This is a genomic window from Arthrobacter sp. D5-1, assembly GCF_017357425.1.
In the GTDB taxonomy this organism is placed as follows: Bacteria; Actinomycetota; Actinomycetes; order Actinomycetales; family Micrococcaceae; genus Arthrobacter.
In genome coordinates this window covers 25478-49880 of sequence record NZ_CP014573.1, presented here as the reverse complement: position 1 = coordinate 49880, position 24403 = coordinate 25478, and the positions used below count along the sequence as shown (strand labels likewise).

Sequence of the window (24403 nt, the reverse complement as noted above, 5' to 3'; positions counted from 1 at the left end):
GGCTCCTAGGGAGGGGTGGCCGGGGTTTCCGGCCACCATGGGTTGGCTAAACGAATTCCACTGCGGCTAGGTGTACTCAGTCAGTAGGTTGGTTGCACCTGCTGATGGGTGGTTTGCCTCCGAGGCTGCCGTGGGGCCGGTGGTTGTTGTAGAAGTCTAGCCAGGGCTGCAGGGCGTCGGTCCGGGCTTGGTTGGACGTGAAGGGTTGCCGGTAGGCCCAGCCTTCTTGGAGGGTGCGGTTGAAGCGTTCTGCTTTGCCGTTCTGCCAGGGATGGCGGGGTTTGATCAGGATGTGTTTGGCGCCCAGTGCAGCCAGTGCGTCCTGGAAGTCTTTCGATAGCCGGTAGGCGAACGCGTTGTCGGTCATGACTCTGCGGACGGGTGCGCCGTTGGCTGCCATGGCCGCTGCGGCCCGGGTGAGGAACCCGGCGCAGGTCGGGCCTTTCTCGTCGGGCAGGACCTCGGCGTAGGCCAGACGGGTGTGGTCATCGACGGCCACGTGGACGTAGTCGAAACCGACCCTTGTATGGCCTGTTGAGTGGTTGCGGGCGGATTGCTTCGGGTCGGCCCGCCAGCCTCCGCCGTCGGGAATCCGCCCCAGTTTCTTGACGTCGATGTGGATCATATCTCCGGGAGCGTCACGCTCATAGCGGCGGTCCGTGGCACGGGATGCCCGGATCCGTACCCCGGTCACCGGGTCCAGGTCCCACAGTCGGGGCATGCCCGCGCGGGTCAGGATCCGAGAGACCGTCCGTGCGCTCGTCCCGCAGCGCAAGGCCAGGCCCGCTGGCCCTTCGCGGTGCTCAACGCGCTGGGTCAGAACATCAGATACGACTTCCGCGGAGGTCGCGTGCGGGCACGACCTTGGGCGGGAGCTGCGGTCTTCAAGACCGTCCCAGCCGTGCGTCCTGTACCTGCTGAGCCAGCGGTGTGCGCAGGTCCTCGAGATGCCCATTTCCTTCGCGACATGGGCAACGGGACGGCCGGCGAGGACGCGCTCGATAAGGATCCGCCTACCGTTCGGAGTCAGACGGGCATTACGGTGGGACATGAAGACCTCTTAGTCGTTGGCTGTGTGTGGTAACCACCAACCTAAGAGGTCTTCACCCATTCACGATGTAACCAACGTCCTGACTCAGTACAGCTAGGCGGGTGTCGAATAACTTTTCTGCGACGCGGATCAGATGGGTTGGGGCGTCGGTGTCCCAGCCGTGTTCCGCGCGTCCCAGGTAAACAGCGGTGCCTGCTACCTCGGGCAGGTAGAGGCCTGTCTCCCGAAGTAGTTGCCCTGCTCGTACGTTGGGGTGGACGTTCCGGCTGTCAGCCCTGAGGTAGACCTGCCAGTCCCCATTGACGATGCAGTCCAGCTGTCCGTACAGCGCTTCAAGGGTGCCGTGGCGGACGTCTTGGCGGTTGGCTGTGACTTCGTCGTTGAGTCGCGCGGGGATGACGAGGGCAATGCACTTGCGGATCATGGCGGCGCTCCTTCATTCGTGGCGGATGGCAGCGGGGACGTATGCCTGCAGGCTTTCCTTATCGATCCAGAAGTGCTGGCGCCCGGTTCCTCCGGCGGCCACGTAGTCACCGCTGAGGATGTTGTTGGCGGCTCCGAAGGTCTGAAACCACTTGTCTTCGTGGTCGAAGGTGACGGTGTTTCCGCTTGGATAGGTGGTTTCGGTGAGCATTTTCAGTTCCTCTCGTTGGGCTGCTAACACTTCCACTCTAGTCCACCTAGGAACTTTTATTCAAGCCCCCCTAGGAGAAATACTCGATTTGTGCGGTTTCTGGTTGTGGTCATCCCCGCCAGTAGCTCGCTGGGATCCCCCCGGTGCCTAAGAAGCCGGCCACGCCGCCACGGTTCCTGTGCCCTCCCACTCGCGGCCCGCACGGTAGATGTGTGTCGTCCCGGCTGAAAGAGACCCAACGGAGACGGTAGGGGGAGACGGCAACCCCCAGGCCTGGACCATGGGGAAGTGCTTCGGTTTTGCGCTGTCCCTACTGTGGGCCGGGTGGAGACCGGAGGATAAATCTCAAAGCGGTCCACATTGGGCGTCAGCGCGTGGTGCCGCGTACGGCAGCCTCCTGAAGTCCCTTTTGGTAGTCATCAGCGAACCTTGTTCGCCAGGACGCACGCACAGTGTCTGAGCGGCGTTCAGCTGCTTGCTGCTGGATCCGCTGGGCTTCGGCCCTCGCTTGGGCTTTTGCCGCCTCGGAGCGCTGCAAGGCGCGTTGCCGACGGCTGTAGACAGGCTGGCCGTTAACCCGCCAGTGGTTGAGCCTGCTTTGCAGGAGCGCGGGAAGGTTCAACGCGCCGTGGAAGCCATCGTGACGGTGCTCGGTGCCGTCGGGTTTGGTGTCGAGAGCGTGCAGGACATCGCTTGGTGTGTAACCGGCACGGAAAAAGGGCGCCAGGATCCGGGCGAGGTGGCGTGAGCGCAGCTTACGGAGTGGCGGTGAGTTCCATTGGACGGTACGGGCCGCTTGCAACTCGTTGAAGTCGCGGGTTGCCTTGTCATTGGCGCTTGTCGTTTTATCAGCTGGCCATTGCAGATCTGTACGAGCGGCCGTCATATCGGCCACCCATTTAGTGGCCGCCTCAAAATAGGATTTCAGTGTGGGCGAAGCCCACGCCATTATGCCTTTGGGGGTTGATTTTCCTTTGGACAGGTTAGGGTTGCCATTTATGTCCACAGCGAATCCGAACATGCCCAGAAGCGGATCCAGTTTGCACTTGGATTCCATGCGCTGGACTTCTTCTTCACCGAACCTGGCCAGTTCCTCTTCGGTGGCGGGACGGCAGAGGACGTAGACGGCCCTGTCGGCCATCCGTTCTTCGCGTTCGCCAACCTTGAAGAGGTTGGTCTCTCCGCTGCAGTTTTTGGGGGTGTAGATCGCTGAGCGGCCGCCAGCGACGATGGCGAGGAATCCGTGGCGCATCAGCCAGCGTTTGATGCGCCCCAGGGTGCCTTGGCCGATACCGGCTGAGGCCAACAGGTAGGCGTTGCCCGGGGTCACCGTGTGGCTATTGAAGTCGAAGCCCAGAAGTAAAAGCGAGGCCACGGCGAGGAGGTTTCGGCGGAAGTCGGATCTGCGCCAAGTGAGCTTGGGGTGTTGGCGGATAGCTTCCAGCCAGTCGAAGTCCATCGTCAGCGCGCAGCTGCCCTCAGGGACGGCGCGAAGGACGTTTTCCTCGTTCCGCTCCACCATCCGGTTAAGGCGCCGGGGGGCTTCGGTGCGTTTCGAATGCTCGCCTAGTAGCGCGTGGTCGCGCTGCTTCCAGACGCCAGGCAAGCCCTGCACCGCCACATAGCCGGGGATTCTCGGCGTGGCCTTTCCCTGCTCGCCGCAGGGCACAACTCGGGCCGGGACGTGCGTTGACGCCCGGGCAGGGTCCGGTACCATAAGGGGGACAAGACCTTTCAGTTTGAAGGGAACACAAAGGGACCGTCCCTCGCGGGAAGGTTCTGGTATCCATCGCCGGCACAGTCGCCAAACAGAGACGGTGATGGAAGGATTTCGGAAGCCCCGCACCTAGTGCGGGGTCTTTCGTTTAAGAAGCGGCCTGTATAGGCAGCTCCTCAGCTTGTCGGTTTATCTTGGGGAAGACCGGCAGTCCGCCGTTCTTCTCCAAGTAGAGGACCAGGTCCTCAAGGTAAAGGCCGACTGACCGGCCAGAGTTCGCAGCTGCGCTGTTTATGGCTTTGCGGCGCTCCGGCCTCACTCGGCCCTGCAGGAGCACCAGATCTATGCCGTCAGGGTGACGGACGCGTCCTGGTTGTGCACTCATGGCTTTAACGTGTCACGCGACGAATGCATACGCAGGGATCCGCGCGGGTGTGTCGAGCTTAATCTTGCTCGGCGTCCATACCGTGGCTTCGCGGGCCCTCATGACACGTGGTGAAAAGTCCATGACTCCAATATGTCATAAACTCCAAAAATTTTGGATATGGGTCGAGCCTGCATGTCACGACCATGCCCGCCGCACTATCTCATCGACGGGCCCGGCGGCCGTCTGCGCGGAGGTAGCGCTAAAAGCCCCGCGGAACAGATCCCGGGTAGCTCTGAGCGAGCGGAAGTAACGGCCTTGTTTGTCGATGCGCCAACGTGAGATGCCGAGAAATCTCGCGGCCGCCTTCCGCTCCATGCCAGCCTCCACACAGACACGGACTGCGGCGTAGATGACCTGGTACGCCGCCTCGTGCTCACGTGGGACCTCTGCCAGTACCTTCTGCACGGCTGTCTTTGCCTGTTGGGGAGTCGTCATAGCGTCCTTCTAGTCGATCGACAGGGCGGATCCCAGCTCACGTTCTGGCTTTTTCTGGCGTCGCGCATATGCAAACAGCGCAAGGCCAATAACGACCAAGGCGGTCGAGGCGTAGGAGATGAGCATGTACACATAGGCGAGGTCTTTGGACCCATACCATTCCGCGGGATAGCTACCGGCCCGCAGCAAGGACAGCGTGAAGCCTCCCGCGATCATCCCAGACGCCACTTTCCCAATGGCCAAAGGGTTCCGACGGGCGTCCAAGTAGGCCGGCCGAATCAGGGGTGTTACGACGTAGGCAACATAGATCAGGACCAGCCAGGTGTTAAGGCGGACGCTGGGCTGCGCTGCATAATCAAGCAGTTGTGGGGAGGGGGCCGGGCCGTCCGTGGCCAGAACCGTCAACAGGAGGCCTGTAGCGGTGAGGCCAAGCATGACCGCACCGGGCATGCCTACAGTCCAGCGTCTGGCGAACGTTGAACCGTAGGCCTGGCTGAGGTGGCCTCCAAGAAACGCCACGGCGACCAGAGCGCAGTATTTCGAAAGCAAGTCCGTCGCGTTCGTGATGGGCATGATGGAGTCGACTGCGTAATACACGGGTGGTACAAGAAGCAGGTAAGCCAGTGTGAGGAATATTCCTGACAGCGCGACGTTTCTGCCTTTTCCCTTGAGTGCATGCTGATATCCCGTAGTAGGGGCATTGAGGCGTTTGAACGTCAGGCTCCCCAAGAGAATGAGCATCAGAGTGGGTACAACGGCCAGCACCTTCATCCCAGGAGCTCCGTCATCTTCTCTGCGTATTCCCGGGCCTCTTTGCGCTGTTTCACTCGGCGCTGCAGGAGGTTAATGCGCGCTGAAATCAGCTCCACAAGGGCGTCGTCGGAAACCTCCAGCAGTTCGTCTTCGCGTGCACGCACCTGCCAGCCGCCTTCTGCCGGCGTTATCAGGCCGACAACGACGAGTCCTGAGGCGAAAGACCCTCCGGTCGCCCGGGACGCCGCTACGGCAAGGTGCGGCGAGAGACGGTTCTCCGTGAGGGACGTGATGATGTACGTCAATGCCATTCCCGATTCCGCGGCCATGCGGTGTCGTAGGTCTCCCGGATCCAGGGCGTCCACCCAGGCACGGTGAGAACCATCGTGCGGAAATTCAATGAGTGGAATGTGGCTTCTGAGTTCGCGGGGGTAATGGGTCTTTGAGGTCCGGAATTGCAGCTCTCCCATGAGATCCGCGTGGTGGACCTGGCTCAAAACTTCGGCAGCGGACGGTTCCACGGGCCGGGAGAGAACGTCGCGATATCCATCGAAGGCCGTGAGAGCTTGAAGCACCCCTAACCCGGCTGCCCGTGCTACGGCGACAACCGTCGATTCAGCCACGTTCCCTCTCCGCAGCTGGTTTCCCAGGGTTCCGCGGTTAAGGCCCGTCAGTGCACTGAGGGCAGCCGGGGAAGTGCTGATGGACGCAGCGTCCAGCCAGCTCTTGAACTCTTTGGCTGAGACGGGCACAAACACTCCTTGACGTGACAGGACGCATGACAATGAACCTGCTAAACTGCTACCAATAGTTAAATATTTTCAAATACTCAATATTTGGTATCTATCTTTATTTTAGCTTCTTGGCCGAGTTTAGCCGGGTAGGGGTTCGGCCCATCAGGTACGCACCCCCGGCATCTTGGCCAGGACGCCTAGTCGAAGACGCGAGTTTCGGCACACGGGGGAGGGAACGGTCATGCAAGACCTAAGGTCGTTCGTCAGAGAACGGACCACACGATGAACCAACGGAAGTCGTTGGTGCTTGTGGCCTTGATCGTCATTCCCGGGCTGCTTTTCGGGCTGGTCTTCTCATTCATCCTTCTGCTGAATCCTGCGAAACCTGCGGCGGCCGACTGTGGCCCGGCAGCTGTGGCCCTGGACGGAAACACGAACGTGGAGGGATACAGCGCGGAGCAGTTGAAGAACGCTGCCGCTGTGATGGGCGCCGGTAAGGCGCTGAACCTCTCCGTGAAGGGCCAGACCATCAGCGTCATGGTGGCTCTAGGGGAGTCGGGACTGCGTGTGCTGGACTACGGCGACGGTCCCGGCCCGGATTCCCGTGGGTTGTTTCAGCAGCGCGACAACGGCGCGTGGGGCTCCTACGCGGATCGCATGGATCCAACGATCAGTGCCACCAATTTCATCAAGGCGCTGCAGGCTGTACCGGGTTGGGAGCTGTTGGAGCCGACTATCGCCGGGAACAAGGTCCAGCGGAACGCGGACCCGTACCACTACCAGAAGTATTGGCCTGAGGCCGTCGAGCTCGTCCAGGCGCTCTCGGGCGGGAGCTTCTCCCTCGAGGGCAGTGACTGCGCCATCCCAGGGAAGTCCGGTGCGGGGGATGACTACCCGTGGAAGGACTCTCCGACTTGGTTGCAGGTAGGGGCAGGTTCCGCGGCCGCCTCGCCGTTGGGCATGTTTTACCGCGAGTGCGTGGACTTCGCCCTGTGGCGGGTCAACCAGCAGATGGGGTCCACCAGTGCCCCGTTCAAGTTCCTGAACGGGAACTTCCGCCCGGACGGGCAGGGCCTCGGTTCCGCGGTGACGTGGAAGGCCGGATGGGACGCCAAGGGCTGGCCCACCGGCAGCACGCCCCGGGTCGGTGCGGTCGTCTGGTACGCGCCAGGCGTCGGCGGGTCAGACCCCACCTTCGGCCACGTGGCGGTGGTCAAGGAAGTCAAGAACGACGGGACCTACGTCGAAGAGGGCTACAACGGCAACCCGCCGCCGGATGACCACAACTACTACACCCGCACCGTGAGCAACACGATCCCGTCAGCCTTCCTGTACCTGCCCACCCAAGAGGAGAAGAAGTGAAGAAGTCACTGCCACTGACCGCGATGGTTCTGCTGTGCACGGCCTGCGCGCCGGCAGCGAACACTACACCAGCGCCGGCGACCAGTGCAGCCGCCGCTTCTGCACCGGTTTCCCTAAGCGCGAGCAGCGGCCCGCAGGCTCCAGGCGGCACCGTCCCGGCCACCATCGGCATCAGCTGGGATCAGGCCAGCAAGGACGCCGCCGTAGAGACCGCGCAGAAGGCCATGACGGACTTCGCCCGCCCGGGCGTGGAGGACAAGCAGTGGGCCAACGATCTGGCCCGCTGGCTGACTCCGCAGGCCACAGCCGATTATTCAGCCGTGGACCCCGCCAACGTCCCCGCCACCCGCGTCACCGGCCCCGCGACGCTGACGGTCGATGAAGCCAATGGCTATGGCGTCATGGCTGCCGTTCCCACCGATGCCGGCACCTACACCCTGCAGCTGCTCCGCACCGGCACGGAAGCCCCGTGGAAAGTCAACCGGCTCACCCCGCCCGCGTCCTAACCGTACGTGCCTCACTCACTCCGTCAACGTAAGGAATCAGATTTATGAGCACCACACCAAGCGATGTCCTGGCCTTCCCGAACATCAAGGCCATCATCAGCGACAACGGCACCGCCGAGGTCACCGTCGCAGGAAACTCCCGCGTCGTCCCTGCAGGGGAGACGCTGCAGGATTTGCGCGACAACGCTCTGGCACTGGTCGTGGCCGAAGCCAGGACGCTGCAGCGCCCCGTCCGCGTCCGCATTGAAGATCCCGAAGGCCACGGCGAACTGATCGTCCACCCAGACGGGAACGTCGAATCCGTCTCCTACGAACCGCGGCCCGCCCGCCGCCGCACCGGCGCATCCGTAGCGGCCGCCCCGAAGATTAGCGACACCGCTCCCGCCGCAGGGCCTCTGGTGAAACCAGAGCCGGCCCAGCCCGTGGTTGAACGGCAGACCTGGCCGCCTCTGGCCGTGGATACTCTGGCGGCCGAAGAAGCTGCCCCTGCTAGCGAGGCACCGCAGCAAGCTGTTGAGGCTGATGCTCCGGTGACCCGGCGGAGTTTGAAGGAGACTTCCTTCCTGGTCAGCGCCCCGGTGCTGGAACCAGCCACGCAGGGCTGGCGCGGAGCCCTGACCCGGATGGGCTTCCGAATGGACCCCTCAGCGGAAGAACTATCCGAGCGGGAGGATATTCGGACCGTCAGCCAGCACTGGCCCGGTCCGCGGACCATCGCCGTGGTCAACCGCAAGGGCGGGGCGAACAAGACACCCACGGTGGTGATGCTCTCGGCAATCCTTGCCCGCTACAGCGGGGCCGCGACCGTCGCCTGGGACAACAACGAGTCCCAGGGCACCCTGGGCTGGAGGACCGAGAAGGGCGCCCACGACCGCAGCGTCCTGGACCTGATCGATTCCTCCACCGAGCTGCTGTCACCGTCCACGAACGCGGCCGAGATCGCCAAGTTCGTCCACCACCAGACGGCCGACAAGTTCGACGTGCTGCGCTCAGACGAAAACGAAGAAGGCGACCACGAAGTCACCGCCGAGGAAGTGGACATCGCCCACCAGGTCCTCACCCGCTACTACCGGCTGGTCATCATGGACTCCGGCAACACCGCCCGTGCGGCCAACTGGCGCCGGATGATCGACCACACCAACCAGCTCGTCGTCCCGGTCACCGCCATCGAGGATCGAGCGGAAGCAGCCCGGCTGACCCTGCAAACTCTCGAATCCCGTGGCGGCCACGACGCCGAGCTGGCACGCAACGCCGTCGTGATCGTCTCCGAGTCCACCGACGCCAAGCGCAGCATGACTGGGGATGCCCTGAAGCGGGCAAAGGCTGAGGCGCAGCGGATCGCAGACGGTTTCGAGCCATTCGTCCGTACTGTCGTCCGGATTCCTTACGACCCGGCCCTGGTCAACGGCCCCATCCGCTATGAAGCCCTGCAGCCCGCGACCCAGCGGGCATGGCTGGCCGCCGCGGCCGCCGTCGCCAAGGGCTTTTAGACACCCAACAGCGAACGACGGAAAGGAGGAACGATGCAACTGTCTCTGAACCCCTGGATCACCAGCCCAGCCGAAAGCGACGACGAGGAAACACCCGAGGTGCACGTCCCGCCAGCTGCCGCGATCAGCACACCGCTGAGGGGCATGGTCGAACCGGACACCGCGGACCGGCTGGCCAACCGCGTAGTGTCCGGGTCCACGCTGTTGTGGATTGTTGGTAGCCACGGGGGAGCGGGTGAAAGCCGCACCGCGGACCTGATCGGCTGGGCACGCCCTGCCGGGCACTGCTGGCCTGTTATGCAGGACGGCAGCAAGCCCCGGGTGCTGCTGGTTTGCCGCAACGATATGCGTGGCCTCACCAGCGCGCAAAGCGCCCTGACCCAATGGGCATCAGGAGCAACACCCAAGGTTGAACTTATCGGCCTCGCCGTTCTGGCAGATGCACCAGGAAAGACCCCCAAGGCGCTGCGTGACTTCGCAGCGATTATCGGCGGGGGAGCACCGCGCCTCTGGATCCTCCCCTGGGTCGAGGCATGGCGGCACGGCGACTCCACGACGACACCACCGGGCAAGGAATATCAACGCTTCATCACCGACGTAGCTGCTCTGGCTACGGAACCCAACCCAAAGCACTAACCACTGAAAGGTCTCACCATGAACTCCTTCTCCGCTCTTGCCGCGAGCGTCATCCCCAACCCGACCCCTGTCGTGCCCGCCGAAGCCGGCGGACTGCTCACCGTCCTGAACTGGGCCTCCGGTATCGGCCTCGTCCTTGGCGTCCTTGGCGTGATCATCGTCGGCATCGGCATGGTCATCCAGCTCCGTCGTGGAGAAGGCGGCGAATCAATCGCCAAACTCGGCTGGGTCCTGATGGGCTGCATCATCATCACCGGCTCCTCAGGTATCGTCCGCGCCTTCGTCTAAACCAGCACCGACAACGGGAGGTTCATCGTGAGCCAGTCACCAGAGAACACCACCAACAGCAATCCGTTCACCAAACCCGGTTTCATCATCGCGGCCGCGCTGGTGGTGGCGCTGATCGCAGCAGCAGTCGTCATCTTCCTGCTCCCCAAAGAACAGGGAAACGCCCAACCAGCACCCACGCAGGCCAGCTCCGCCCCGGCAAGCCCCAGCACGTCTACTGCCTCTGACAAGAGTGTCTGCGGACTCCCTGCCAGCAACCACACAGCGCTGGGCACCGCACCGAAGTCCAAGTGGGAGTTGGTGGGAATCATGGCCGTCCCAACCGACCCAACCACCGCAGGCCCGGGAACGGTAGGCAAGGACGGTCTGAGGTCCTGCTTCGCGCAGTCGCCCACCGGAGCGCTCTATGCCACGGCGAACATCTGGGCTGCCTCGTTCAATGGCTATGCGAAGCAGGTTTACCTGGAACTCTCAGCTGACAGTCCCACTCGGGACAAAGCGGTACAGGCAATAAGGGAAGGGAAGGACGTCGGAGGGGGAACCATTCCGAAGGTACAGATCGCCGGCTTCATCATCCACTCGTATACGCCCAAAGCTGCGGTCGTAGAGCTAGCAATCAAGAGCAGTGACGGGGGATACGGCGCTTTCTCGACATCCCTGCTGTGGGAAGACGGCGACTGGAAGATGGACATCCCCGCCGCCGGTGGAAATGCAGTCCGCCAGATCAGTGACCTGAGTTCATTCATCCCTTGGGCCGGCGTCTGACATGGCAGAGAAAGAGTGCGAAGTTTGGAACGCTCTGTGCTGGACCCAGCAGGGTGCGAGCAATGTTGCCGCCGGTATTGCAGACGATGCCATCAACAACCTCGCCAAAGCCATCATGGAGGGAATGAGCCAGATGGTGACCACGCTGTCGACCTTCTGGGTTTCAATGCCAACCGTGAACTTGGCCAGCCAGGACGGAACTGCAAGCCCCGTTGTTTCGGTGGTGAACAGTGAGCTGATGCCGTGGACTCTGGCCCTTGCTGTCTTGGCGGTCATCCTGGGTGGTATTCGCTTGATCTGGGAGCAGCGGGGTGCGCCCCTGAAGGATCTGCTCCGGGCCCTGCTGACCTTGACGCTTGTCTCCGGCCTCGGTCTGGGCGTCATCTCCATTCTGGTGGTCGCCGCTGATGCCTTCTCCGCGGTGGTGATCAATCGTGCCACCGAGGGTAAGGGTTTCGCAGAGTCCCTGAAGATCCTTGTGATGACGAACCAGACCGGCGTCGGGGTGTTCGTCCTGATCGTCCTGGGCTTGATCGGGCTGATCGCGTCTCTGGTTCAGGTCGTGTTGATGGTGGTGCGCAGCGGCATGTTGGTGATCCTTGCCGGGGTCCTCCCAACCACGGCCGCGTTCACGAACACGGAGATGGGCCGGCAGTGGTTCCAGAAGGCTGTTGGCTGGACGATCGCCTTCATCCTCTACAAACCAGCCGCTGCGATCGTGTATTCGGTCGCGTTCCTGCTGATGGGCAAGGGGAGTAGCAGCAGCGCCAATCTGGTGAAGCCCATCACCGGATTCACGCTGATGGTCGTGGCACTTTTCGCGTTGCCGGCGTTGATGCGGTTCGTGACCCCGATGGTTGGTGCGGTTGCCTCTGGTGGAGGCGCGGGGGCGGGAGCAGCTGTGGGAGCGATCGCAACCGGTGCGGTTTCGCTTGGCCGGGGTGGGAGCGGCAGGGGCAATGCATCCCCCGTTCCCGCATCGTCATCGAGCACGTCAAACACCCAAAGCATGCGGGGCGGCAGTTCGCCGAAGGGCAGCGACGGACCCGCCGGACCCCGGGGCGGAGGTGGGCAACCCACTCCGGGCAGCAGCGGACCGGGCGGTGCCGCCGGCACTGACGCAGCAGCCAAGGCAGGTACCGGAGCAACCGCCGGAACGACAGCAGCCGCTGGCTCCAGCGGAGCGGTATCAGCGGCAGGAGCCGGCGGCGGTGCAGCGGCAGCTGGGCCCGCCGGAGTGGCTGTAGCCACAGGTGCGAAGTTGGCGTCCAGGACGTCGCAGGCAATTGAAAAGACAGCGCAGGATTCAGCAGGGGAGGGCCCCAGTGGCAGCAATTAACACCGAGTACAAGGAACCGTCCTACGGCAACTGGCGCCTACCGCGCTCAGCTGGCCTGGCCAACCTCGGGGCGATCGGTACCGCCATTGTCTTTGCCGGGCTCCTGATGGGCATCGTCAGCTTCGCGCTGTGGGGCTTGCTCGCCGGCCTGGGCGTCCTTGCCCTTGCCGGTGTCATGGCTTTGCTGCTGACAGTCAAGGACAAGCACGGCCAGTCCGCCGTAGACCGCCTCGGCACCCGGACGGCGTTCAAGCTCTCCCGGGCCTCCGGGACGAACCTTTACCGTTCCGGCCCTCTTGGCGTCACGGAGTGGGGCATGTACCAGCTGCCCGGTCTGGCAGCGAAGTCCACCCTGTACGAGTTCACCGACTCCTACAAGCGCCCCTTCGCCATGCTGCACGTCCCCGCCACGGGTCACTTCACCGTGATTTTCTCGACTGAACCCGACGGAGCCTCCCTCGTTGACCCGGAACAGGTCGATGCCTGGGTGGCGAACTGGGGCGGCTGGCTCGCCTCCTTGGCCGACGAAGCAGGCCTGGACGCCGCAGCCGTCACGGTCGAGACCGCGCCTGACTCCGGGTACCGGCTGCGGAACGAAGTCATGATGAACATCGACCCAGACGCCCCCGAGTTCGCCCGCGACATGCTGCACGAGGTCGTGGACACGTACCCGGAAGGATCAGCCACGGTACGGGCCTGGGTGTCCCTGACCTTCAACGCCGCCATCCGGGCCGGGGCCAAGAAACGGACCCCGGAAGACGTGGCCCGCGACCTGGCCTCCCGGATCCCGGGCCTCTCAGCACGGCTGCAGTCCACCGGCGCCGGGATCGCCCGGCCGATGACGGCCCAGGAACTCTGCGAGGTCGTCCGGATCGCCTACGACCCGCCGGCGGCACTGATCATCGATGAAGCCCACGCCGCCGGTTCCCCGGTATCCTTGACCTGGGGCGAAGCCGGCCCCACCGCGACACAGGCCAGCTGGGATGACTACCGGCACGATTCCGCGTACTCGGTCTCCTGGACCATGACCGCCGCCCCGCGCGGGTCAGTGAACTCCTCGGTCCTGTCCCGCCTGCTGGCCCCGCACGGAGACATTGACCCCAAACGCGTCTCGCTGCTGTACCGTCCGATGGACTCGGCACGCGCCGCGGCCGTCGTCGAGCGAGACCAGAACAACGCCAACGTCCGCATCACCTCCGGAAACCGCCCCTCCGCCCGTGCCCTGGTTGACGCCCGTTCAGCGGCGCAGACCGCGCAGGAAGAAGCCCAAGGCGCCGGGCTGGTGAACTTCGGCATGGTCGTCACCGCCACCGTGACCGATAGGGAGCGGCTCTCTGATGCCGTCGCGGCTGTCGAGCAGACCTCCGGCACCGCGCGGGTGTTGCTGCGCCGGGCCTACGGGGCCCAGGACACCGCGTTTGCCGCGTCCCTGCCCTTGGGGCTGGTGCTGCCCCAGCACAGCATGGTCCCGTCCGGGATTAGGGATGCCCTGTAATGGCCGGTCTGAAACTCTTCTCCCGACACAAAAATCCTGGCGCTACCCCAGTCAAGCCTGAGCAGAAAAGGACGGGGAAGCAGTCGCGTGAAGTTGGTCCGGGTGCTCGTGGCTGGTCCGGCCGTGGCGGGGGCATGGCCCGGCTCGTCCCGTCCGTGAAGGAGTACCGGGGAACCACCGTGCAGGTGTGCGGGTTGTGGCCGTTCTCCTCCGGTGCGTCCTCGCCCATGATCGGTGTCCCGCTGGGACGCCATGAGGAAACCCAGGCCACGGTCTGCTGCGACCCGATCAGCTGGTTCCAGCGCGCCCGCCTGATCTCCAACCCCTCCGCCTTCATCCTCGGAAAACCAGGGCTCGGCAAATCCACGGTCGTGCGTCGCATGTTCATCGGACTCTCCGCCCAAGGGGTCCACCCGTTGATCCTGGGAGACCTCAAAGGTGAACATGTCAAAGCCGTCCGTGCGCTCGGCGGGCAGGTCATCCGGCTTGGCCGTGGGGTCGGGTACCTGAACATCCTGGACCCCGGCCAGGCTGTCGAGGCAGCCCAGCTCCTCGAGGAGAACGGCCATCCTGAGGACGGGGCACGCGTCCGTGCCGATGCTCATGGCCGCCGCCTGACCATGGTCGTCTCGCTGATCACGATCAGCCGGAACAGCCCGCCCACCGACCAGGAACAGACGATCCTGGACCGCGCCCTGCGGGTCCTCGATGAGCGCTTTGACGGAGTTCCGGTGCTGAAGGACCTGCTGGACGTGATCGTGTCCGCACCGGATGAGCTGCGTCAGGTCGCCCTGGACCGGGGAGACAAGTCTGTCTACCTGAGGGAGACCCGCGCCTTGGAGGCCACCCTGTTGGGTCTGACCGGAGGCGGGAAGCTCGGGGAAATCTTCTCCCGGCAAACCTCCGAGCCGATGGTGCGCGACCGTGCCGTGGTCTTTGACGTCTCCAGCATTGATGAGACCGAAACGGACCTGCAGGCCGCGGTACTGCTGGCGTGCTGGTCCTACGGCTTCGGCACCGTCAACGTCGCCAATGCCCTGGCCGACGCCGGGCTTGAACCGCGCAGGAACTACTTCGTCGTCCTGGACGAACTGTGGCGGGCCCTGCGGGCCGGGAAAGGCATGGTGGACCGGGTGGACGCCCTGACCCGGCTCAACCGCTCCGTCGGCGTCGGACAGATCATGATCTCCCACACCATGTCCGACCTGCTGGCTTTACCGGCCGAAGAGGACCGGATGAAAGCCCGCGGATTCGTCGAACGCTCCGGCATGGTGATCTGCGGCGGCCTGCCCGCCTCGGAAATGCCCCAGTTGACCTCCGCCATCCCGCTCTCGCGCCAGGAGCAACAAAAGCTAATCGGCTGGCAGGACCCGCCCGCGTGGGACTCCCGCGGCGTCGATGCTGAGCCCCCGGGCCGGGGAAAGTTCCTCATCAAGGTCGGCGGCCGTCCCGGAATCCCCGTCCAGGTCGGACTCACATCCCTGGAGAAAGGCCCCGAAGGCATCAACGACACCAATGCCAAATGGAGCACCACAGCCAAAGCCCTGCTTGAACCGGCGGCCCCGGCCCTGCACAGTGAAGGAGCATCAGAATGAGCGCACCCAACCGCAAAGGAATCGGCGTCGGTGATGCCCTGCTGGTCTGGCTGGCCATCGGCTTCCTCGTCGTCTTCGTCGGCGGCACCTACGCCGCCCTGCACGTCGGCTCGTGGATGGCTGGCATCGCCGCCCCGCCGGCGCACCCGATCGATCTGATCGCAGGTCTGATCAAAGGCCGCGTGCCGTGGCCCACGGAAGCCACCATCGTTGTCTGCGTCATGGCCGGGCTCGTCCTGGCGTTGGCCATCGTCGTGCTCGTGGCGTGGCGGCAAGGTGCGTCCAAGCGTGCCCGGGTCGACAAGGCCGCACGCTACCTGGGCCGCGGCAAGGCGTTGGCCGCGTTCTCCGAGAAGGGAGCAAAAGCGACCGCTGAGCGTCTGGGCGTGACGGACACGCCAGGCATCGTCGTCGGCAAGGTCGTCTCCACAGGGCAGAAGTTCATTCAGTCCTGGGAAGACCTCAGCCTCGACATCTGGGGGCCTCGGACCGGTAAATCAACCTCACGGGTCATGCCGGCCATCCTGGACGCACCCGGTGCGGTGGTGTCGACGTCGAATAAGCGCGACGTCGTGGACGGTACCCGTGGAGTCCGTGAGCGCACCGCGCCGGTGTGGGTGTTCGATCCGCAGAAGATCGCCCAGGAAGAGCCGGACTGGTGGTGGAACCCGCTATCGTACGTCACCGACGAAGAGAAGGCCTACAAGCTCACGCAGCATTTCTCCGTGGGCTCCCGCGTGCCTGGGTCAAAGCCTGACGCCTACTTCGACCCCAAGGCAGAGGACATTCTGTCCTCCTACTTCCTCGCCGCCGCTCTCGGGGAGCTACCGATAACGCAGGTGTATCTGTGGGTGACCGAGCAGGTGAACCGGGAACCGATCAACATCCTCAAGCAGTACGACTACGAGCTGCAGTACAAGGGACTGGAATCCACGCTGGAGCTGGCTGACAAGCAGCGTGACGGCATCTTCGGTACCGCCGAGAAAATGATTCAGTGCCTCAAAAGCCGGAACACGCTGCGGTGGGTCGCCCCCACGGGCGGGGTGACCGTGGCCACGGATACCCGCCGCCAGTTCAACCCGCACGCCTTCGCCGCGTCACAGGAGACCATCTACATCCTCTCCAAGGAAGGTGCCGGATCCGCCGCCCCTCTGACCACGGCCCTGACCGTGGCGATTGCCGAGGCAATGGAGGAACGCGCCGAACGCAACGGCGGCCGGCTTCCCAAGCCGGCCTTGTTCGCTCTCGACGAGCTGGCCAACGTTGTCCGGTGGGCCGGGCTGCCGGACCAGTTCAGCCACTACGGCTCCAAAGGCCTGATCGTCATGGGCATCCTGCAGTCCTGGTCCCAAGGCGTGGAGCTGTGGGGAGAGGCGAACATGCGGAAAATCTGGTCAGCAGCGAACATCAAGGTCTACGGCGGCGGCGTCGCCGAAGAAGGATTCCTCCGCGCCCTGTCCGACCTGATCGGGGACTACAGCTACATCAACGTCTCTACATCCTCGGGTAAGTCCGGTTCCAGCCGCTCCCGACAGGAAGCCAAGGAACGAATCTTCGACGTCTCCAACCTCGCCGAGCTGGACCGCGGCCGCGCAGTGGTGCTCGCCTCCGGTGCGCCCGCCACCCTGGTGCGGACCATGCCCTGGTACACCGGACCCCACAAGGTTGCCGTGGAGACCTCCATCAAGAAATACAGCCCGCGCCCCGAAGAGCCGGCCCTTTCGGCGCCCGCGGAGCCGGTGGCTAACCCCTGGGTTACAAAGTAGGAAGGACCTGGTCTCATGGCGAATGACTTCGACCTGTACGACACGGACACACTCCCACCAGCTACGGAGGCCCAGGATGCGGAGAGGACACCGGAGCTCGTCTACGGATCCGCCGAAGAATTCCTCCATGAGCAGCTGCTGCCCACCTATGTTCGCAGCGTCACAGGAAAATCGGCCAAGTGGTGCATCGAATGGTATTTCCATCCGGAGGCAGTCTCCCGTGTAGCAGCGCTCTGGAGAGCTTGGGAGCACCTACGGTTGGATCCAGCGACCGGCATGAGCGTCTGGTGGAAAGACCACGCGGACCACCACATGCGGGTGCTCCTGGATCCCCAAGGGCCGTTCTACAACTGCGACATGAAAGAACACCGGGACCCTGAACACCTGGAACCAAAAAAGGCTCCAACGGGTTGGTTCCCCGACGTGCGGGCACTGCCTGCCTAGCGGCAGTCCGCGACCTGCTGTCTTGTGTTGATCAGCGGGCGGTTTCGTTTGCCTGATGCCGCTGCGCCGGGCTCAAATCAGCAATTTCCGCTAGACGCGTGCCCCTGCGAGCTATCCACAGTTGGGGGCAATCCGGGTTATCCACGGCTGGAATCGGGAGCCATTGGGGAGCTCCCTCGGCAGTAGTAGCGGTGGGTAACCCATGAGGATTGTCCCCGGCTGTGGGCAGCGGAACTGATCGTCCAGACACTCTCTGGACAATCGGGCAACAGGCTGTTGCATATCTGCCAGTCACCCGCCCGCGCAAGCTGAACAGCAGCGCTGGTTGTCAGGTTTGAATCTGAGATTGTTCGGGGAGCATGTGCAGGAACCGCCTTCCGACCCTATTCTGACGTTCTTTTCCTTGCTGCCTGACGTCAGGTTCGGGTGTATCTCAAAGGACAAGGTATACAGCTTCAGGTTCTCTAATCTGAAAGTCTGTGGGATCCAGGGTGGGCTTTTGTTGTTACCTTGCGGAGTCGGGACGACGGGATTCGAGAGTCGTGCCGCATGGAACTTCGGGGTCGACTCGAACGGTGTACTCGCCGTAATCACGTTGAATGACGAGGATTCCTTGCCTGCGTTCCAAAGCGACCGGTATCAGGTTGCTGACTGCACGGCTTAGTTTTTCGTCCCTGTTTTGGGGCCGCCTTACAGTAACCTCGATGGAAAGCGGAGGTGTTGGTCTCTGGCTCAGGTTTATTCCCATCACTGGGAGCGCAACGTTCGAAATCAAGAGATGCTCAGGGTGGGACACAAATCCTCCTTCAGCTTGGTTGACCGGCGGCGCCGGCCGTAGTTATCGCTCAACTAGTTCCAGGGGTATCCCTTAAGCAGTCGAGTCGTCAGAAATCGCAATCGCCTCCAACCCGCACATGTGGTTAAGTTCTAGGGAGGCTTGTCCTACAAAGAATTGAGGATCTGTTTGATCCTGGAGCGTCAGGTCCGGAGCTTCGGCAACCTGATAGTGGTGAAGTGCCATCCATGGGCGTCGAGACCGGTACTGCTAGGTCCACTGCTTCAAGTGAGGTGTGGCCGTTCGGGAGGCCCTCCGAGCCTTCCCCGCACCTCCAACTCCTGGAGCTTTCCAAGCGCCACACCCGCCATGAATTGTGCCTGATCGACGAGGATACTGTCGTCAAACACTGCCCTGGGTGAGTGCATGGGAGCCCACTCCATGGGGTCGATATCTGGAGACCCTGCTCCGAGGTGCCCGTACGCTCCGGGGACCTCCACGAGGACACGGGAGAAATCGTCAGAGCCGGTCCTGGGGGACGGGCTGGGCACGAACCGGTGCTCTCCGAAGAACGTCCGGGCGGTCCTGCCCCAGAGTTCCGCGTCACTGTCGTGATTGACGGTGGCCGGCATAACTGGAGTGAACGTTGCGTCGGCTGTCAGTTGATGAGCGGCCGCCAGTTGCCGGATAAGATCCGGCAACTCCTGTGCGAGCCGTGCTTCGACACCGGGGCTGAAAGATCTGACGCTTGCCCTGAATTCCGCCGAATCAGGTATGACGTTAGAGGCGGAACCGCCATGGAATTGGCCCACGGACAGGACCACGGGATCAAAAACGTTGAATCGCCGGGTGATGTACGTCTGTAGCGCGCCAAGCATTTCAGCAGCTACTTGTATGGGGTCCAGAGTCTGGAAGGGGCGCGAACCGTGCCCACCACGCCCGATAACCTTGACGGACAGATCTCCGAAGGCTGCCATGTAGGAACCGGCCCGGGTGGTGAACACGCCTGACGGCATGTCTGAAACGACATGCAGGGCGTAGGCAGCATCCGGTCGCCTGCCGGCTGCGTTAAGAACGCCTTCCTCCAGCATGATGCGGGCCCCGTCATGTCCTTCCTCCCCCGGTTGGAACATGAAGATGACGTCGCCGGTCAGGTTGTCACGTACGGACGAGAGCAAACGGGCGGCACCAATCAGGCCCGCTGTATGCAGGTCATGACCGCAGGCATGCATTGCGCCATTGGTCGAGGCAAAGGGTATACCCGTTTTTTCTGCCACAGGAAGGGCGTCCATGTCCCCTCTAAGCAGTACAGTAGGACGGCTCCCAACGGGGGACTGGGTGGCCCCGCCCCGGAGTACCGCAACCACGGACGAGGCCGCTTTTCCCAGGCTTATTTCGAGGTCGAGTCCCTTGAGTGCCTCAAGGACCCGGGCCTGGCTGCGGGGCAGATACAGGCCGACTTCAGGATCGGCGTGCATTTCCCTACGGAAATCGACCAGGTCGCTTCCAAAGGCCGGGATCGCCGCCGTGGCGCCCTCAAGGAAACTCAGCGGTGAAAACCGCACCGTATCTGTCGTTGAAGTATCTGTCATTGAAGGGCTTTCTCGTCTCATGTTGCCAGGCCCTGGCCTGCTGCTTGCCCGAGAGGACGCGGAGCCTCCGCCTTAGCCAGGCGTCACGTTTCTGGAATGTCTGTCGCAGGCCTCGCAGGGCCTCGCTTACGCTTTGGTGGGGTCGGATACGCCGCCTAGAGCGGCAAATCCGTCCTGTCCACGCCAACCACGCGGTCGCCGGTAAAGAAGCGAACGCCGTACTGGGGACCGTGGCCTCCAATACCGCTGGTACCCCAGAAACTCTGGCGCGAATTGCCGGCCAGGTCGCTCATGAACGTGCCGTTGATGCGGACCTCCCCGGCACGAATACGGGATGCCACGTCGATGGCCCGTGTTTCGTCACCGCCGAATACGTAGGCATCAAGACCGGTTGCCGGTCCGTTTGCATGGCCAAGCGCCTCTTCAACGGAATGCACGGGATGTACCGTGACCAGTGGCCCGAAGAGTTCTTCCGTGGCGGCGCCGGCGGGACATCCGACGATCATCCCCGGTGCCAGGAACCAGCCGTTAAGATCTGGTAGGTCGCCGCCAGTGACCAGCGTTCCCCCCAGTTCGAGGAGTCGATTCACTGCGGCTTTCAAACCATCACGCTGCCGCTCAAACGCCAGGGGACCCACTTGCGTTGTCTCGTCCAAGGCATTTCCGACCCGAAGCTTATTGAGTTCGGACTTCATAGCTTCAACGAAGCGGTCGTGAATCGACCCGTCAACCAGTACCTTGCCGGGTGCCTCGCACCACTGGCCATTGAGACGGGTCATGCCCTGCACAATGGACTGTGCCGCTGAGCTGACATCGGCATCATCCAGAATGATCACGGGATTGTTGGATCCGAGCTCCATCTGCATGACAGCGAGATTGGACGCCGCAGCCTTCGCGACCGTGCGGCCTGCCGAATCGCCCCCGGTGAATGAAAGAGCCTCGATGCGGGGATCCGAAGTCAGCAGTGATCCTGTCTCCGAATTTCCGTGAACCAGTTGAAACGCGGCGCTCGGGTAATTGAGTTCGGTCATGGCAGCGGCGATCGATTCGGCGAAGAGTTGGCAACCTCCGGGGGCGTTCTCGGAGGGTTTGAGGATGACCGGGCAGCCAGCCGCCATTGCTGCCGCCACCTTGCCTACCACGGTAAAGGTTGGGGCATTCCAGGGGCCAACGATGAGGGCCGGGCCGAGGGGCTTGCGCAGGATGACCACAGACCGGTCACCGCCGTTCAGGGTCTCCGACTCGCCAAGCTGCTCCGCTTCAGCGATAGTTCCCCGGACTCTGTCCCCGAGGGCACCGGCAATCAGGCGGGTGGTCCGGATAGGGACTCCCGTGTTGATGCTGTCCTGCAGCGCGATTTCTTCGCTCTGGGCATCGAGAGATGCGGCTACCTTGGTCAGGAGTTCAAGGCGGTCCCGGAGTTTGATGTCTTCAAGTTTCCCGGACTCGTGCAGAGCCGCCGCTGCGGCGAGTGCGCGCTCGACTTCAGCCTTTCCGGTCTTTCGCATCGGCTGCCGGGGTTCGCCCGTATTTGGGTTGGTAAGGTAGCGGCCGTTTTCGTCGAGTTGCAGCCATGCGCCATCGACAAAGGAGCGTTGCTCGACAAGGTGGGGGGTGATATCGGTCATTCGTGCTAGTGCTTCAGCAGTCATTTAAGGTGCTCCTCTGGTTTCGTTGTTGTCTTTGTCGTCCATGACCGGCGACGGAAGGGGCTGAGCCCTGACATTCGACTGTTTATGTTCGGGAGGATTTGCGGCGCCCCGTCGCGCAGCCTTCGTTCCGGCGCTGGCCGTGGCACAACATCAAATCGAGATCGGCGTAACAGTCAGCTGCCGAACGGTCTTCAAAGTTTCCGGATCACGGTTGCCTGTCGGTCATGTTCAGCACAACTCGGATCGTCGACGCTTCCGACATCGCTTCGAATCCCTCGTTGATGCGTTCGAAGGGCAGTTCCTTAGTAACCATTGAATCGAGATCCAGTCGGTTGTTCAGGTAGTGGTCCGTGAACATGTCGACGTCACTGAGGAACCTGTTCGCGCCCATGTAGGCGCCTTGCAGGTGTCGGTCGCCGTAGACGAGCGCATCTGCGGGGATACGCAGTTCGGACCCTGCGGGCATGAGACCGAGGATGGTGGCTGTTCCGTTCGGGCTCAGGAGCGAAAAGGCGAGTTCCGCTGTCTGGCTGCGGCCCACCGCCTCGATTGCATGGCTGACACCTTGGGGAAGAAGTGATCGGACCTGAATGAGTGTTTCTGTCGGGTCGGGTGAAGAGATAACACTGTCCGTGGCGCCGAAGTTGCGGGCGAGCTCCAGCTTCGCCGGCACGGCGTCGATGGCGATGATTCGTCGTGCGCCAGCCAGCCGGGCACCTTGAATGGCCGCTATTCCGACACCGCCGCAACCGATTACGGCAACCGTATCCTCTGGTCCGACCTTTGCGCCGTGAATAACCGCGCCGACTCCTGTACTGATGCAGCAACCGAGAAGACATGCCACCTGGGGAGGCAGATCCGAGCCGACCACTGCAACGGATGCCTCCCTCACGAGGATGGCCTCTGCAAATGCGCCGATACCGCCGAGCGACTCCACGCCTAATCCATCAGGTGAGAGGAGCCTGGGTCGAGGCCGCTCACGCATCGAGTCGACCCGGTCGCACTGGGTCGGGCGCCCGCTTATGCAGTTGCGGCATGCCCCACAGGAGGGGGTAACTGTTGCCACGACGCGGTCACCGGTCTTGATTCTTGTGACCGCAGAGCCGACGCGCTCGACAATGCCTGCGACTTCATGTCCGAGGACAGCCGGTAGGGAGATATCCAGCGACCCCTTCAGATAGTGCAGATCGCTGTGGCAAAGGCCCACTCGCTCAGTCCGGATGAGGACCTCATTGTCCTCCGGGTCATCCAGCAGCAGTTCGCGGATCCGAAGTGGGGCTCCGGGCTTTTCCAGCACGGCGGCAAGAATCGGTGTAGTCACTTGGCTTCCTTGATGGTTGAGGTGCTTGCAGATGGGTCGCTTCGACCATCTTCAGCCCTGGTCGAGTTTCAAAAGTGTGTGGACGGAACAGCCTTTACAACCACTATGTGCAAGCTGACCAGCGCCGGTGTGGACCGGCCGGGATCAGTGTCAGCTTCCGGTTCCAACTGGGGATCCATGCCGGTTGTCACCTACAGCGGCCCAGCGCTCAACGTGGCGTTCCAGGGTGCGGAGGGCTTTTTCCAGCTTCGCCAGCAATACCCGTGTCTCCTCTTCGGTGATCACCAAGGGCGGGGACAGGATCACGGCGTTGTTCAGCGGGGCGATCCCGGCCGGATAGACAATGAGCCCTTGGTCCAGGCATTCATCGACGAATAGGCCAGCGGCTCCCAGTGCAGGATCGGGTGCCTGCTTGCTTTCCTGGTCCATAACGAACTCGAAGCCCCAGAGCAGGCCCCGCCCACGGACATCGGCCATGCAGCGGTACCTCGTTGCCAGGGAGAGCAGACCCTCTTCGAGCTGCTTCCCCCGCTGTCGAACGTTCGCTAGGATATCCTCGCGTTCCATAAAGTCCAGGACCGCCAGGCAGGTCGCTGCCCCCAGGGGGTTCCCCGAGAAGGTGTGCCCGAACGGAGCGACGCCGCTGCCCTCTCTGAGCGCCTCAACGATGTGGCTTCGCAGCAGGACGCCAGCAACAGGGGAGTATCCGGCACTCATTCCTTTGCCGATAAGAAGAAGGTCCGGCACGACGTCCTCGTAGGAACTCGCGAACCAGTCGCCTGTACGCCCCATTCCCGTGATGACCTCATCGATGATCAGCAGCACGTCCAGCCGATCACAAATGTCGCGAAGGCCGGCGAAGTAGCCGGCCGGCGGCGTCAGGACCCCGCCGGCGGCTCCGACGATTGGTTCGACGATGACTGCCGCGACTGTGCCGGGGTCCTCGTTCTGAATGGCGTCTTCGAAGGCTTTCGCAGCGCGCGCAGCGTACGCTTCTTCGCTCTCGCCTGGCAGGGCGAAGCGGTAGGCGTAGGCCGGCGGGGCGAAGGAGAACGCATGGAGCAAGGATCCGTAGTCGGGGCGGCGCGCTGCGTGCCCGGACATCGACAGGGCGCCCATTGTCATGCCGTGATAGCTGATGGTCCTGCCAAGGATTTTGACTTTGCCTGGGAGCCCCCTTTCGCGCCAGTAGCTCACTGCGGCGCGGATGGCGAATTCGGATGCTTCGGACCCGCTATTGACAAAAAACGCCATATCGAGGTCCCCGGGAGCAATGTCAGTGAGCCGGCGGGCCAGTTCTTCAGCGGGCAGGCTGGTGAACTGGGTTCGATACGTAAAAGCCACACGGCGGCACTGTTCTTTCACCGCCTCCGCAATCTCGTCCACGCCATGGCCAATATTGGCGGTCATGGCGCCGCTTGAACCATCCAGGTACTGGCGCCCCTCGGTGTCATACAGGAAGACGCCTTCGCCGTAGGCCACTGTCGGGTACTTCTTGTCGATGATTTGTTTCAACAACGCGCTGTCGGAAATGGGAAGCTCCTAAATATCAGCAGCTGCTCTCGCAGCTTTTAAAGCCAGTCGGTAGTGAATCCCCTGGCAGGTTCTTGTCGTCTACGGCGCTAG

Annotated in this window: 22 protein-coding genes; 11 read left to right on the top strand and 11 right to left on the bottom strand. The window is 62.8% G+C overall.

Annotation, left to right across the window (positions count from 1 at the left end; genetic code table 11):
• Nucleotides 1-76 precede the first annotated feature (76 nt).
• The 7 genes from AYX22_RS23820 to AYX22_RS23790 all read right to left on the bottom strand — a co-directional run bounded on the left by AYX22_RS23820 (nucleotide 77) and on the right by AYX22_RS23790 (nucleotide 5769).
• A complete protein-coding gene (locus AYX22_RS23820; RefSeq protein WP_207595519.1) occupies nucleotides 77-1051 on the bottom strand; it encodes an IS481 family transposase in 975 nt (324 codons plus the stop codon).
• Between the two features lie 52 nt (nucleotides 1052-1103).
• Nucleotides 1104-1475, bottom strand: coding sequence for a hypothetical protein (locus tag AYX22_RS23815; RefSeq protein ID WP_207597832.1), 372 nt, complete (start codon nucleotides 1473-1475; stop codon nucleotides 1104-1106).
• Between the two features lie 12 nt (nucleotides 1476-1487).
• Nucleotides 1488-1685, bottom strand: a complete 198-nt coding sequence (locus tag AYX22_RS23810; RefSeq protein ID WP_207597831.1) for a hypothetical protein — start codon at nucleotides 1683-1685, stop codon at nucleotides 1488-1490.
• Between the two features lie 367 nt (nucleotides 1686-2052).
• Complete coding sequence (locus tag AYX22_RS23805; protein WP_207597830.1) at nucleotides 2053-3402, bottom strand: hypothetical protein; 1350 nt, start codon at nucleotides 3400-3402, stop codon at nucleotides 2053-2055.
• A 562-nt stretch (nucleotides 3403-3964) separates the two neighbouring features.
• On the bottom strand, nucleotides 3965-4264 hold the full coding sequence (locus tag AYX22_RS23800; RefSeq protein WP_207597829.1) for a hypothetical protein: 300 nt from the start codon (nucleotides 4262-4264) through the stop codon (nucleotides 3965-3967).
• A gap of 9 nt (nucleotides 4265-4273) precedes the next feature.
• Nucleotides 4274-5035 (bottom strand): hypothetical protein, encoded by a 762-nt coding sequence (locus AYX22_RS23795; RefSeq protein ID WP_207597828.1) that lies wholly within the window; start codon nucleotides 5033-5035, stop codon nucleotides 4274-4276.
• The gene (locus tag AYX22_RS23790; RefSeq protein WP_207597827.1) at nucleotides 5032-5769 is read right to left on the bottom strand and encodes a hypothetical protein; all 738 of its coding nucleotides are present in this window, start codon (nucleotides 5767-5769) and stop codon (nucleotides 5032-5034) included. The genes AYX22_RS23795 and AYX22_RS23790 overlap by 4 nt, the downstream gene beginning before the upstream one ends.
• 264 nt (nucleotides 5770-6033) lie before the next feature.
• Here AYX22_RS23790 and AYX22_RS23785 point away from each other — a divergent pair, with 264 nt between their 5' ends.
• From AYX22_RS23785 to AYX22_RS23735, 11 genes are read left to right on the top strand one after another with little or no spacing between them, the layout of a single operon-like run.
• Nucleotides 6034-7113 carry a CHAP domain-containing protein gene (locus AYX22_RS23785; RefSeq protein WP_207597826.1) on the top strand — a complete coding sequence of 360 codons (1080 nt, stop codon included), beginning with the start codon at nucleotides 6034-6036 and terminating at the stop codon, nucleotides 7111-7113.
• Complete coding sequence (locus AYX22_RS23780) at nucleotides 7110-7619, top strand: hypothetical protein (protein WP_207597825.1); 510 nt, start codon at nucleotides 7110-7112, stop codon at nucleotides 7617-7619. Before AYX22_RS23785 ends, AYX22_RS23780 begins: the two co-directional genes overlap by 4 nt.
• A 44-nt stretch (nucleotides 7620-7663) precedes the next feature.
• On the top strand, nucleotides 7664-9109 hold the full coding sequence (locus AYX22_RS23775) for a chromosome partitioning protein ParA (protein ID WP_207597824.1): 1446 nt from the start codon (nucleotides 7664-7666) through the stop codon (nucleotides 9107-9109).
• 33 nt (nucleotides 9110-9142) lie between these two features.
• Entirely contained in the window at nucleotides 9143-9745 is a 603-nt protein-coding gene (locus tag AYX22_RS23770; protein ID WP_207597823.1) for a DUF6668 family protein, read from the top strand.
• A gap of 18 nt (nucleotides 9746-9763) precedes the next feature.
• Complete coding sequence (locus AYX22_RS23765; RefSeq protein ID WP_207597822.1) at nucleotides 9764-10033, top strand: hypothetical protein; 270 nt, start codon at nucleotides 9764-9766, stop codon at nucleotides 10031-10033.
• A 27-nt stretch (nucleotides 10034-10060) separates the two neighbouring features.
• Nucleotides 10061-10798 carry a hypothetical protein gene (locus AYX22_RS23760; RefSeq protein ID WP_207597821.1) on the top strand — a complete coding sequence of 246 codons (738 nt, stop codon included), beginning with the start codon at nucleotides 10061-10063 and terminating at the stop codon, nucleotides 10796-10798.
• Nucleotide 10799: 1 nt separating this feature from the next.
• The gene (locus AYX22_RS23755; RefSeq protein WP_207597820.1) at nucleotides 10800-12137 is read left to right on the top strand and encodes a hypothetical protein; all 1338 of its coding nucleotides are present in this window, start codon (nucleotides 10800-10802) and stop codon (nucleotides 12135-12137) included.
• On the top strand, nucleotides 12124-13632 hold the full coding sequence (locus tag AYX22_RS23750) for an SCO6880 family protein (protein WP_207597819.1): 1509 nt from the start codon (nucleotides 12124-12126) through the stop codon (nucleotides 13630-13632). Before AYX22_RS23755 ends, AYX22_RS23750 begins: the two co-directional genes overlap by 14 nt.
• Nucleotides 13632-15227, top strand: a complete 1596-nt coding sequence (locus AYX22_RS23745) for an ATP/GTP-binding protein (protein WP_207597818.1) — start codon at nucleotides 13632-13634, stop codon at nucleotides 15225-15227. Before AYX22_RS23750 ends, AYX22_RS23745 begins: the two co-directional genes overlap by 1 nt.
• Nucleotides 15224-16993 (top strand): type IV secretory system conjugative DNA transfer family protein, encoded by a 1770-nt coding sequence (locus tag AYX22_RS23740; RefSeq protein ID WP_207597862.1) that lies wholly within the window; start codon nucleotides 15224-15226, stop codon nucleotides 16991-16993. The genes AYX22_RS23745 and AYX22_RS23740 overlap by 4 nt, the downstream gene beginning before the upstream one ends.
• A gap of 15 nt (nucleotides 16994-17008) precedes the next feature.
• Complete coding sequence (locus AYX22_RS23735; RefSeq protein WP_207597861.1) at nucleotides 17009-17437, top strand: DUF4913 domain-containing protein; 429 nt, start codon at nucleotides 17009-17011, stop codon at nucleotides 17435-17437.
• A 1059-nt stretch (nucleotides 17438-18496) separates the two neighbouring features.
• Here AYX22_RS23735 and AYX22_RS23730 read toward each other — a convergent pair.
• From AYX22_RS23730 to AYX22_RS23715, 4 genes are all read right to left on the bottom strand, one after another.
• On the bottom strand, nucleotides 18497-19804 hold the full coding sequence (locus tag AYX22_RS23730) for a M20 family metallopeptidase (protein WP_207597860.1): 1308 nt from the start codon (nucleotides 19802-19804) through the stop codon (nucleotides 18497-18499).
• A 155-nt stretch (nucleotides 19805-19959) separates the two neighbouring features.
• Nucleotides 19960-21456, bottom strand: coding sequence for an aldehyde dehydrogenase family protein (locus AYX22_RS23725; protein WP_207597859.1), 1497 nt, complete (start codon nucleotides 21454-21456; stop codon nucleotides 19960-19962).
• Nucleotides 21457-21661: 205 nt separating this feature from the next.
• Entirely contained in the window at nucleotides 21662-22777 is a 1116-nt protein-coding gene (locus AYX22_RS23720) for a Zn-dependent alcohol dehydrogenase (RefSeq protein ID WP_242703688.1), read from the bottom strand.
• Between the two features lie 150 nt (nucleotides 22778-22927).
• The gene (locus tag AYX22_RS23715; RefSeq protein ID WP_242703687.1) at nucleotides 22928-24292 is read right to left on the bottom strand and encodes an aminotransferase class III-fold pyridoxal phosphate-dependent enzyme; all 1365 of its coding nucleotides are present in this window, start codon (nucleotides 24290-24292) and stop codon (nucleotides 22928-22930) included.
• Nucleotides 24293-24403 lie beyond the last annotated feature (111 nt).